Genomic DNA, 12,413 nt, shown 5'->3' on the forward strand with positions numbered 1-12,413 from the left:
CACATGGCAGCCCGGAGGCGAGGCCGAGCGAAGTTGCTACACGCACAACACTGACCTAAAAAGTTGTTAGGTCTCCACGCAGTTCGGCAGGCGGTATGAAATGTCACCCTCGGCGGTGAAATAGAACATTACCGCAGATAAATGCCATATTTGGTAAAACGCGTTACCAAATGACAATGCCCCGCCCACGCAATCACGTGGACGGGGCATTGCTCCAGGTATGCGGCCAGCGACCCTGTTGCTTTTACTTAAGCTCGGGCCAGTAACCCTTGTTGGCCTCGATCATGTCGTCGAGAACCTCCTTGGCGACCTTCATCGAAGGCACGGTCTTGTTCAGCGTAAAGGCCTTGAGCGCCTTCTCGTAAGAACCCTCGATCGTAGCCTCGACCACGAGCTTCTCGGAGTTCAGCTGCTGCATCATGAGGCCCTGCTGGAACAGAGGAATGTTGTCGCGGCTGATGACCTCGGGGCCATTCTTGCCAATGTAGGCAGGCAGCTCGACCATAGCGTCGTAGGGCATGTTGGGGATAGCGCCCTTGTTCTCGCAAATGACCAGGAAGCGCTGCTTGGTGTCGTTCTTCAGAGCGATAGCCAGATCGGCAATCCAGTCGCCGTGGCTGCCCGCATAGAACGTGCTCTCGTCGATCTCGCCCGTCTTCTCGTAGTGGTCGATGCCGTCGAAGAGGTTCTTCTCGCGCGTCTCCTCAACCTCGTTAGCACGGGTGCGCTCGGGGTTGGAATGCTCGACGAACTCCTTCTGCTGCAGGTAGTAGTTCAGATACGTGTTAGGCAGGTACTCCGGGAAGCACTCCATGATCTCGTACTCGCCCTTCCAGACGTAGTACCAGCTGCCCTTGGTGTGGCGGTTCTGCTCGGGGTGCTCGTCAGTGGCCTCCTCGGGCTTCTTTGCCATGAGCGAGCCCATGCCCTTGAGGTAGGAGTCGGGCAGCAGAATCTCATGCTCCTTGATGTACTCGCGCAGCTGCGGGAGCACCTCCTCGCCCTTGTGGCGGATCGAGGTGAACCAACCAAAGTGGTTGAGGCCAAAGTAATCGTACTCGACATCCTTCTTGTCGATATCGAGTGCGGCGCAAACCACGTCGATGATCGCGATCGGCATGTCGCAGATGTTGATGATGCGAGCGTTGGGACGCAGCACGCGGCAGCCCTCAGAGACGATGGCAGCAGGGTTGGAGTAGTTGAGAATCCAGTAGTCCTTCTTGGCGTACTTCTCGACGTCATCGATCAGCTCGACCATGGGGAAGATGGTACGCATGCCGTAGGCAAGGCCGCCGCAACCGCAGGTCTCCTGACCAACGCAGCCGTGACGCAGCGGAATCTTCTCGTCCTGCTCGCGCATGGCGTAGCCGCCCACGCGCATCTGGGCAAACACGAAGCTCGCGTCGGTAAAAGCCGTCTTCTTGTCGGTGGTCACCGTGAGCTTGATGTCCAGGCCGAGGTCCTCGTGCAGAATCCAGTCCACGAGCACGCCGATCTTGCGCTGGCGCTCCTCGTTGATGTCGTACAGACGAATCTCGTCAACGTCGAGCTCGTCCTTGCGAAGAGCGATGGACTTGACGATGCCGGGGGTAAAGGTGGATCCGCCACCACACAGAGTAATGATCATTGTTTACTGCTCCTTCTCAATTGCGTTTTCGACCTTGTCGCGCATCTCGGCGACCTTCATGCCAAAGATGATCTGGATATTATTGCCGTTGCGGTTGATGCCGCTGTTGGGCACATGGTTGATGAGGTCCTCATTGATGAGGTCCGGGTTCTTAACGTTCACGCGGAGACGCGTAAAGCAGTTCTCGAGCTCCTCGATGTTGTCCTTGCCGCCAAGACCTGCGACCAGGTCGGCAATACCTGCATCGACGCCCTCTGCGGGGGCCGCGGCAACAGCGCCCTGCTTCACCGCGACAGACGCGGCGGCCTCGCCCTCGGCAACGGACTCAGCAAGCTCGGACTCTTCCTCGCGACCAGGCGTGTGGAGGTTGAGCTTCTTGATAAGGAAGGTGAAGAGGAAGAAGTACAGAGCGGCGTTGACGACTCCAAGCACCAGCATGACCGGCCAGTTGGTCTTATCGACACCGAGGACCAGGTTGGAAACCACGATGTTGATGATGCCGCCTGCAGTCGAAGCGGGCACGGAGAGGACCTTGAGCAGGACCAGGAAGATACCGGAAAGAACCGAGTGAACGACAAAGAGCACGGGAGCGGCAAAGACAAAGAGGAAGTCCATGGGCTCGGTGACGCAGGAAAGCACGGCGGTGATGATCAGCGGGATGATAACGGCCTTGGTCTTATCCTTGTTCCCCTTGTAAGCGGTGAAGATAAAGGCGAGACCGATACCGATGTAGGGCCACAGGTTGTTGAAGGTGTAGCTGTTGAAATACGTGCTATCGGAGAAGGGCTGGCCCGTCATCGCCATCTCGGCAACACGGATGGGATAGGCGCCGGCGATAACCTGATCACCCAGCGTAAGGGTGCCGCCCACATCGGAGAACTGGAACGGGGTGTAGATGAGGTGGTGCAGGCCGGTGGGAACGAGCAGCTTGTTGAGCATGCCGTAGATAAACAGACCGATGTTGCCCGACTCCTTAATGATGCCGGCAACGGAGGAGATGGCGCCCTGAACCGGAGGCCAAACGATGCAGAAGCCAGCGCCCATGATCCAGGAGATGATGATCATGATCAGGAACGGGAAGCGAACGCCCGAGAACATCGAAAGGGCAATGGGGAACTGCTTGTTCGAGTACTTGTTGAACACGGCACCGGTGATGCAACCAAGAATGATGCCGCCAAACACGCCGGTATCGAGCACCTGAATGCCCATAACGGTGGCCTGGCCGGTTCCGGTAAGACCGAGCATGCCGCTCGCTTCGGCAAGAGAGCCGGTGGCGTTGAGCACGATGTTGTTAGCCTGCAGGAACAGGAAGAACGACATCAGGGCAATCAGCGAAGCATGGCCCTTGTTCTTCTTTGCCATGGCGCCGGCGATGCCCACGCAGAACAAAATCGAGAGGTTGTTGATGATAAACATCAGCGACTGATAGACAACGGCGCCCACAAGCTGGAACGGACCGGAGCCCAGCACAGGGATCACGGCGCAGATGGTCTTGTTGGTCAGAATAATGCCCACGATGAGCAGAATGCCGGCAACCGAGAGATACATCATCGGCTGAACGATTGACTTCGCGAACACCTCCAACGGCGCTTTGAAATTGAACTTCTTTTTTGCGGTCATAGCGGTACTCCCCTTCCTTTTCCGCAAATTGAGACAGATGTGCCCTGGACAAGGCCATAAGCCCTGCCTTATATCAATCGATGTGTGGGCACGTTATGCCTAGAGACCAGGTTCTCCAAGCAGGTTAACAATGTGGTACGCGAGATAACTCTTCTCGGCATTGGTAACGACAACGTTATAGGTAGACGACAAGTGGGCGGCTATGGCGTCCGCGCACGAGAATGCGCACGGATACGCCGTTTCATCGATTCGGAACAGCGCGTCGCCATTGATTTGCCCGGCCGCAGGATCGAGCGCTCGCTGCGCGAAAAACTGCAGGTGGCGGACGAAACGCTCATAGGGCAGCGAGGTGTCATCGAGGGTCGTAGCATAGCGCTCGGAAACAATCGCGAGCACGTCGCGAACAAGCTGGACCGAGATGATGAGACGGTCGGAGCGTTGCGGCATGGTGGCGTTGACGATATGCAGCGTAATAAAACCCTGCTCTTCTTCGCTCATCTGGATGCCCATATACTCCTTGACAATCTGCAGCGCACGGCCCGCAAGCGCATACTCCTTGCGATAGAACTGCTGGATCTCGAGCAGCAACGGATTCTCGCAGGGGACGCCCTTGCGCTCGCGCTCCAAAGCAAGGCTGATATGGTCTGCAAGAGCAATGAGAATCTTGTCGTTGACATCAACATTGAGCTCTCGACGGAGCATCTGAACAATGTCCTCGGAAATCACGAGGTTGACGGTGGGAATAGACTCCAAAAGATGTGCCAAGCGGTCAATCGTACGCGAATCCTGAGAAGTGCCCTCCTGCAGCGCATAGGTCTTTTCGACCGATGCTTCATCGATAGCGTCGCCGGCATGACGGCCAAAGCAGAGGCCTCGACCGATGACAATGAGCTCGGAGCCATCGTCCGAAGTGACCATTGCGACGTTATTGTTGAAAACTCGCTTGATAACCACGGTACCCACCAAAAGAATTTACTCGGAAAGCCAGACGACAGGCTCTTTAACAGCAACAGGGCCGGAAGCGTGCTCACGAAGAGTCGAGTTCTCCGAACGCTCGCATACAATAACGAAGACCGTGGGATCGAAGCCGGCGGCGCGGACCGCGTCAAAATCGACCTCAACGAGGGGCTGGCCCGCGTCGACATGGTCACCCTGGGCAACAAGCGCATGGAAGCCCTTGCCCTCAAGTTTAACAGTGTCGATTCCGATATGCAGCATCACCTGAGCAGAGCTGTCGTCGGACATGATGCCCAGTGCATGCTCGGTCGGGAACAGCGCCGCGACGGTACCGGAAACAGGAGCGCACACCGTTCCCTCTTGGGGAACCACGGCAACGCCATCGCCCACGGCACGGCTGCTAAAAGCGGGGTCATTGGTTTTTTCCAGATGAACAAGCTCGCCGGAAACGGGAGCGAGGATTTCGAACTCGGAAGATGCAGTCTTCTGCTCATCCGAACCGCCCATCAGGCGAGAAAAGAAACCCATGGTGGCATGTCCCTTCATAAATATAGCCCAACCAAAATCAAGCGAATGCGTCCATAGAGACGCATCCGTTCAAAGACTTTGGTTAGGCCCACGTCCGAGGGACTCGGTAACCTTCCGCATTTCTTTTTACGGGAGCTATTGTAGACAAGCCCAAAGCCAGAATAGTCATTATGACCGGTGAGCGGTATTTTTTCTTCGATAAACGGTATTTAGGCAGCACTTGGGGACGTTCCTTTTCTGCCGGCACTCGGGGACACTCCTCACTCTGGTGCATTGGGGACAGGTTTGTTTGCACCAGGTTGGTGCAGATTAACCTGGCCCCATTGCACCAATTTCGTATGCGCTAGACAAAGAGCTCGCATTCCTTCCGCACGACGCAAACCTTGCTCAGCATCTGGGAAACAGCGGATAGCTTGTTGGGATCAAGCTTACGAGCGCCTCGCGGGCATACGGCAATGCAGCGCATGCAGGAGATGCACGCCTCGCCAGCTGCTCGTTTGGGGTCACCCTTGTCGATAGCACAAACGGGGCACGCCGCGGCGCATGCACCGCAGGAGACGCAATCCTCTGTTGCCTCAGGTGCCATGCGGTGACCTCTGGCTTGTTTGTAAGGACGATTGCCGGGAATAGAGGGCTCGGATGTATCCTCAGCCAACAGCTTTTGCTGAATTTGCTGCGCAAACTCTGCGAGCTGCGCCGCATCCTGCACATCCGGACGACCGGCAGCAAACTGTCGCGCAATGGAATGTTCTGCAATGGCTGCAACTGCCGCGATTACCCGGAATCCCGCATGCTTCGCAACGTCCTCCAGCTCTACGAGCGTGTCCTCAAACGCGCGGTTTCCGTAGACGCACACCAGAACGGCCCGCGCTCCGTTGCCGTGAACCATGTTCAGTCGGTCGACCGCCACGGCAGGGACTCTGCCGGCATACGCTGGCACGGAGATAACAGCCACGTCGTCCTTCGTCATCGAGACCTCGTGGAAATCCAACCCGCTATCGGTCAGATCGACGGTAACGGTATTCTTGTCCAGCGCTCCAGCCACAAGGCAAGACACCTTCTCCGTTCCACCCGTCGGACTAAACACAATTTCAAATACGCTCATCTAGACACCCTCCCCCTACGCTCAGCAACGCGTCAAGCCGTTTTCACATCCAGCCAGAGTATACGGCACGTGGGGTCCCCATTTTGGCGCACCAAGCACCCCAATGCACCAACCCTACGCTGCCTGCCTCTTCGTTTTGTATAAATTACGGTACAGATTGTATATATTTACGGGATACCGCCGTGTTCTCCCAAGGTACCCCATCCTGGCCCGTGCAAAAAACGGAGTATTCTGCAACGTGACCGCGCCAGCACCGCCGCGGATGGGCAAAACTGTAGGGCGCCGTATCATTTTAAGTCCCGACATGGCGAGAATGACGCGCCCCTGCTCCGGAAAACGACGAAATCTGACTCAGAACGCTCGCTAGGGATATCCGAAGGCCACCGTTGGCGACGTCAAATCATATGCAGACAACTCGAACTGCAGAATACTCCAAAAAATGCACGGCGCACCCCATGGGACCCATTGCCGCATGGTAGGAAACAGGCCCACGGCATCCTCTAGATGCATTCCCGAGGAAATCACATTTGAACTAGCGATCGGATACGGCAAACAAAAAGGGCCCCGAGCGTAGTTGCTCGGGGCCCTTGGTTCACCTCGCTCTAGCGGGCGATGCGTGCGTTATTTGCGCTTGCCGCCGCCGTCACCGGGACGACGGGAGCTGCCGCCGCGCTTGCCGCCACGGCTGTTGCCATAGCTGCCACGGTTATCGCGACCGCCGGCGCGGCCGCCGCGGGAGCCGGCCTGGTTGCCGCCACGCCCGCCACGATAGCCGCCACGACGCTCCTCGCGGGTATCGTCGTAGTTGCGCCAGTCATCGCGACGATCGCGGCTGGCACGCGGGTCACGACGATCGCGCGACTCGTTAGAACGACCAGCGCCGCCGCGGCCGCCATTGCTGCGAGCGCCCTCGCGACGCTCGCTGCCGCGGCTACCGCGCTCTTCAAAGCGCTTGCCGCCGCGGGACTCACCGCCACGGGCACCTCGCTCACCGCGACCCTCGCCGCCGCGACGCTCATCACGGCCACCGCGCTCGTCATCACGACCGGAACGACGGCGGTCGCCCGCACCGCGCTTGCCGCCGCGCGAACCACGGCCCTCGTCCTCGCGCTCAACACGGCGACGACCGCCGCGGTCCTCGTCCTCGCGGCGACGACGATGTGCCTCGCCCTGGAACTGCTTGGCACGACGCTCGGCACGGTTACCGCGCGGGGCCTGCTCGACGGCGGCAGCACCGCCGCGCTCCTCGGCAGCCACCTCGCGGGCCACGCTCTCAACAGCCTCGTCTACGCGAGCCTGAACGCCCTCGCGCACGCGGGCCTTGCCGCCGCGCTTGGGACGGCTCGGACGCTCGCCGTCGCCGCGACGCTCATCGCGACCGCGGTTGGAACGACCGGCCACATCACCGTAATCGTCGCCGTTGCGCTTGCCGTCGCGACGTGCCTGCTCAAGCTTCTTCTTGCTCTTGGACTTGCCGCGCTTGGTCTTCTTCTTCACCTTAAAGGCTGCAGGGTCGCGCTCGGGATCAACCGCGGGCGGATTGGGGCCCACGTGCAGGTCGCCGGCCTCGTAGATGTCGGCGGTCTTGTCCATGAGCTTCTCGATCTCGTAGAACTCATCGACGTCCTGCTCGGTCACAAACGTGATGGCCCAGCCCAGCTCGCCGGCGCGGCCCGTGCGGCCAATGCGGTGGATGTAGTCGGTCGGCTCTGCCGGCACGTCAAAGTTCACGACGTAGCGCACATCGCTGATGTCGATGCCGCGAGCGAGGACGTCGGTCGCCACCAGCACGTCGACGGTGCCGTCGCGGAAAGCCGAGAGCGCGCGCTCGCGCTGGGCCTGGCTGCGGTTGCCGTGGATTGCGGCGGCCTTGATGCCCTTACGCTCCAGACGACGGCAGCAGCTGTCGGCGCGGTGCTTGGTGCGCATAAAGACGATAGTGCGCTCCGGGCCCTCCTTTTTGAGGAACTCGGGCAGCAGGTTGTTCTTGGCCTCGATGGACACCGGGAACACAAACTGGTCGACGGTGTCGGCGGTCGACGTGGCAGGCGCGATCTCCACGCGGGCCGGATCGCTCACCAGGTCGGTGATCTCGCCCACGGCCTCCTCGTCGAGCGTGGCCGAGAACAGCAGCGTCTGGCGCTCGGCCGGCGTCTCGCGCACGATGCGGCGGACGGCGGGCAAAAAGCCCATGTCGAGCATGCGGTCGGCCTCGTCCAGCACCAGCACCTTGACCTCGTCCAGGTGGCAAGCGCCCTGCTCGATCAGATCGACCAGACGGCCCGGCGTGGCGACCAGAATGTCGCAGCCGTACTTGAGCGCCGCGGTCTGCGGCTTGTAGCTCACGCCGCCCACGACGGTCACGGCAACATGGCCGGTGACGTCGGCAATCTTGCTGGCGACCTCGTCGATCTGCTGTGCGAGCTCGCGCGTGGGGGTAATGACGAGCATCACGGGGCCGCGGCCGTTGCCCTCGGGCTTCTTGGCGCCGCGACGGCGGTTGCGGCCGCCGCGCTCGCGCACGGGCTTGGGCGGAGCAATGTGCTCCAGATTGTTCATGGTCGGCAGCAAGAAGGCGGCCGTCTTGCCGGTGCCGGTCTGAGCGGCGGCAAGCAGGTCGCGGCCCTCGAGCACCACGGGGATCGAGCCGGCCTGCACGGGCGTGGGCGCCGTGTAGCCCAGGTTCTCGATGGCACGAAGCATCTCGTCCGAAAGTCCCAGCTCGTCAAAGGCGGGCAGGTTCTCGGTCGCGGACTCGACGGCCTGGGCAGCATTGGCCTCGTCGGCAGCATCGAAGGCAGCCTGGGTCATGGCCTCGCGGGTCTCGTCCAGAATCTCGGCGTCCGTGACGTCAGATACAGAATTACGCATATGTTGTTGTTCCTTATCTGCACGCGTTATGGGCACGGCATGCAGCCGCGCGGGGCGTGCTTGGTAGTGCGCTAATACATACAAAACAGGTGCGCACAGAGAGGACGTTGCTCAGCACGCTGGCGATCGCTTTGGCAGCCCTATCACGCGCCGTCCAGACGCAGCGGCCCTAAGCGATGGAGCAGATTCGCCGCCGGTTAGTATACCCGCGCTTCGCATGCCCCCACGTAAACCACAGATGACGGGGCGGGTCTGGGCCGATTGTCTCAATCTGTAACAGTTACGAGACAAAACCGGGTCTACACGTTACAGATTGAGACGAACTCAAACATCGCAAAACATAATCTCGATCTGTAACAGTTAGAGGTCATTTTCCCCGCTAGATGTTACAGATCGAGATGTTTGACATGAGCTGCCAACGATTGAGCAGCCACCCGCATCTGTAGCGAAATGTCATACATTCTCATCTCCACTGGACACCCCCAGGGGGTATGGGTGTATAGTATCGGCAGGTTAACAATTCAAACACTACGCCACAGAAAGGAGAAGCCATGGCTCAAGATAAGTTCGATGTGGGCGGCATGACATGCGCCGCCTGTCAGGCGCACGTGGACCGTGCCGTGAGCAAGCTCGACGGCGTCCAAAGCGTCGCGGTCAACCTACTCGCCGGTTCCATGATGGTCGACTACGACCCCGCGCAGGTCTCCCCCGACGATATCTGCACCGCTGTCGACCGCGCAGGCTACTCGGCCTCGCCCGTCGATGCGGGCACCGGTGCCGCCGGCTCAAACGGCAGCACGCAAGCCAGATCCGGCGCCACCCATATGGAATCGCCCACCAAAAAGCTAGAGGCCACTGCCTCCGCCATGCGCACCCGTCTCATCATCTCAATCATCTTTCTCATTCCGCTGTTCTACATAGGCATGGGACACATGCTCGGCTGGCCGCTGCCCAGCATCTTCACCGACCACATCCACAGCATGACGCTCGCCCTCACCGAGCTTGTCCTGCTCATCCCCATCGTCTACGTCAACGACGCATACTTTATCAACGGCTTCAAATCACTCGTGCACGGCGCGCCCACCATGGACGCTCTCATCGCCGTCGGCGCCACCGCCTCCATCGCTTGGTCGCTCTATGCCATGTTTATCATGGCCGACCAGCTGGCCACAGGTCAGGTGCACGAGGCCATGATGACGGGCATGGACAACCTGTATTTTGAGAGTGCGGGCACGATCCTGTCGCTCGTCACCGTGGGCAAATACCTTGAGACGCGCAGCAAGTCCAAAACCGGCGGCGCCATCGAGGCGCTGATCGACCTGGCGCCCAAGACCGCGACCGTCGTTGCCGACGACGGTACCGAAACCACCGTCGACGTCGACAGCATCCTTCCCGGCCAGGTCCTGCGCGTGCGCCCCGGCGAGTCCATCCCCGTCGATGGCGTGGTGCTCGAGGGCAGCTCGGCCGTGGACGAGAGTGCGCTCACCGGCGAGTCCATCCCCGTGGAAAAGGTCGCCGGCAACACCGTCAACGCCGCCACGGTCAACCGCACCGGATCGTTTACCTTCCGTGCCACGCGCGTGGGCGCCGACACGTCGCTCGCCAAAATCATCCAGCTCGTCGAGGACGCCAACGCCACCAAGGCGCCCATCGCCCGCATGGCCGATAAGGTCGCCGGCGTGTTTGTGCCCGTGGTGTTCGTGATTTCGGCCGTGACCTTTGCGGCGTGGATGGCACTGACCGGCAGCATCAACGAGGCGCTCACCTCCGCCGTGGCCGTGCTGGTGATCAGCTGTCCGTGCGCACTGGGTCTGGCCACGCCCGTCGCCATTATGGTGGGCACCGGCAAGGGCGCCGAGATGGGCATTCTGTTTAAGAGCGCCGAGGCGCTGGAGAATCTGCGCAGCGTGGGCACCGTGGTGCTCGATAAGACGGGCACGGTCACCCGCGGCAAGCCGGCCGTGACCGACATTGTGGTGGCCACGCGCGTTGACGGCTCGCCCGCCATGAGCGAAAAGGCGCTGCTCAAGCTGGCCGCCGCGTTGGAGCGCTCGAGCGAGCACCCGCTGGCCGAGGCGATTATGGCCGAGTGCGAGTCGCGCGGAATCGTCGCGCGCATGGTCGAGGACTTTGCCGCCGTGCCTGGACGAGGCGTTACGGCGCGCGAGGGACAAAACGCCATTGCAGCCGGCAACGTACGCCTGATGGACGAGTTGGGCGTTACCGTGCCCGCGGGTCTTGCCGAGCAATTTGCCGCCGAGGGCAAAACACCGCTGTTCTTTGCCAAGAACGGCGAGCTTATCGGCACCATCGCCGTGGCTGACGAGGTCAAAGAGACGAGCGCCGGGGCCATCGCCGCGCTGCGCAAGCTCGGCGTCGACGTGCGCATGCTCACCGGCGACAACCGCGTGACGGCCGAGGCCATCGCCCGCCGCGTGGGGCTGAGCAGCGAACAGGTCATCGCCGACGTCCTCCCCGCCGACAAGGAACGCCACGTGCGCGAGCTGCAGGATGCGGGCGGCAAGGTCGCCATGGTGGGCGACGGCATCAACGACTCCCCCGCCCTGGCGCGCGCCGACGTGGGCCTTGCGATCGGCACCGGCGCCGACATCGCCAAAGAAGGGGCAGATGTGGTGCTCATGCGCAGCGACCTCATGGATGCTGCGCGCGCCATCGAGCTGTCACGTGCCACAATCCGCAACATCAAGCAGGACCTGTTCTGGGCGCTGTTCTACAACGGCATCGGCATTCCGCTGGCGGCGGGCGTGTTCTTCCCCCTCACCGGTTGGCAGCTCTCGCCGATGTTCGGCGCCGCGGCCATGAGCCTATCGAGTGTCTGCGTCGTAAGCAATGCGCTGCGCCTGAAATCCTTTAAGCCTAAAGTGGCAAAATAGGCTCACCATTAAGTCCATTTAGAACGGGTTTTCCAGGTGCCCGAGATTGACCTGAAAGAGGAGCGACGCGTACTTTGGTACGCGAGCGACGGCTTGAAGGTCAAGGTCGGGTGCTTGGGAAAGCCGACACAACAGAGAGGAATACCAATGCGTTACACGATTAAGACTTCGGGCCTTATGTGCGGTCACTGCGACGCTACTGTCGAGACGGCACTGCTCAACGTGGCCGGCGTGACCGACGCCGACGCCGATCACGAGACCCAGACCGTCCAGGTGGAGTGCGCCGACACCGTGACCGCCGAGCAGCTCGCCGCCGCCGTCGAGGGCGCCGGCGAGAAGTTCCACGCCCTGTCCGTAACCGCCGCGTAACGACCCACGCGTACCCCGACCAGAAACGAGGACCCGCCATGATGGCAGACCATAAATCGGTGACCCGCATGCTCAAGACGGCACGCGGTCAGATCGACGGCATCCTGCGGATGGTCGAGGAGGACCGCTACTGCGTCGATATTTCCACGCAGCTCATGGCAACGCAGGCGCTCATTGCGCGCATCAACGCCGACGTGCTCAAGGCGCATATCGAGGGCTGCGTGACTTCGGCAATCGAATCGGGCGACGAAGACCTCAAAGCCGCCAAGCTCGCCGAGATCGAACGCGTCGTCGACAAGCTCTCCAAGTAATTGGGGCATTGGGGACGGACTGCTTTGCACCTTCTTGGTGCATCGGGGACAGGTATGTTTGCACCACCTTGGTGCAGATGAACTGCATCCCATTTCTTGGACTTTGAAATTAAGGTTCGAGAAAAGGGAGG

General features: G+C 60.5%; 9 protein-coding genes. 3 read left to right on the top strand and 6 right to left on the bottom strand.

Annotated elements, in window-relative coordinates; translation table 11 throughout:
- Positions 1–244: 244 nt before the first annotated feature.
- The 6 genes from DW754_RS09575 to DW754_RS09600 all read right to left on the bottom strand — a co-directional run bounded on the left by DW754_RS09575 (position 245) and on the right by DW754_RS09600 (position 8,708).
- A complete protein-coding gene (locus DW754_RS09575) occupies positions 245–1,627 on the bottom strand; it encodes a 6-phospho-alpha-glucosidase (RefSeq protein WP_117655571.1) in 1,383 nt (460 codons plus the stop codon).
- Between the two features lie 3 nt (positions 1,628–1,630).
- Positions 1,631–3,247, bottom strand: a complete 1,617-nt coding sequence (locus DW754_RS09580) for a PTS transporter subunit EIIC (protein WP_117759626.1) — start codon at positions 3,245–3,247, stop codon at positions 1,631–1,633.
- Positions 3,248–3,346: 99 nt separating this feature from the next.
- Complete coding sequence (locus DW754_RS09585) at positions 3,347–4,201, bottom strand: PRD domain-containing protein (protein WP_117759632.1); 855 nt, start codon at positions 4,199–4,201, stop codon at positions 3,347–3,349.
- Positions 4,202–4,219: 18 nt separating this feature from the next.
- Positions 4,220–4,732, bottom strand: a complete 513-nt coding sequence (locus tag DW754_RS09590) for a PTS glucose transporter subunit IIA (RefSeq protein ID WP_158558588.1) — start codon at positions 4,730–4,732, stop codon at positions 4,220–4,222.
- A gap of 343 nt (positions 4,733–5,075) precedes the next feature.
- On the bottom strand, positions 5,076–5,777 hold the full coding sequence (locus tag DW754_RS09595; protein WP_233508929.1) for a 4Fe-4S dicluster domain-containing protein: 702 nt from the start codon (positions 5,775–5,777) through the stop codon (positions 5,076–5,078).
- Between the two features lie 681 nt (positions 5,778–6,458).
- On the bottom strand, positions 6,459–8,708 hold the full coding sequence (locus DW754_RS09600) for a DEAD/DEAH box helicase (RefSeq protein ID WP_117833496.1): 2,250 nt from the start codon (positions 8,706–8,708) through the stop codon (positions 6,459–6,461).
- A gap of 551 nt (positions 8,709–9,259) precedes the next feature.
- Here DW754_RS09600 and DW754_RS09605 point away from each other — a divergent pair.
- From DW754_RS09605 to DW754_RS09615, 3 genes are all read left to right on the top strand, one after another.
- Entirely contained in the window at positions 9,260–11,602 is a 2,343-nt protein-coding gene (locus DW754_RS09605) for a cation-translocating P-type ATPase (RefSeq protein ID WP_117759898.1), read from the top strand.
- Between the two features lie 147 nt (positions 11,603–11,749).
- Positions 11,750–11,971 carry a heavy-metal-associated domain-containing protein gene (locus DW754_RS09610; RefSeq protein WP_006235338.1) on the top strand — a complete coding sequence of 74 codons (222 nt, stop codon included), beginning with the start codon at positions 11,750–11,752 and terminating at the stop codon, positions 11,969–11,971.
- A 38-nt stretch (positions 11,972–12,009) separates the two neighbouring features.
- Complete coding sequence (locus DW754_RS09615; protein WP_006235337.1) at positions 12,010–12,282, top strand: metal-sensing transcriptional repressor; 273 nt, start codon at positions 12,010–12,012, stop codon at positions 12,280–12,282.
- Positions 12,283–12,413: the final 131 nt, after the last annotated feature.

The sequence above is a fragment of the Collinsella sp. AM29-10AC genome (assembly GCF_003469085.1).
Lineage (GTDB): Bacteria > Actinomycetota > Coriobacteriia > Coriobacteriales > Coriobacteriaceae > Collinsella.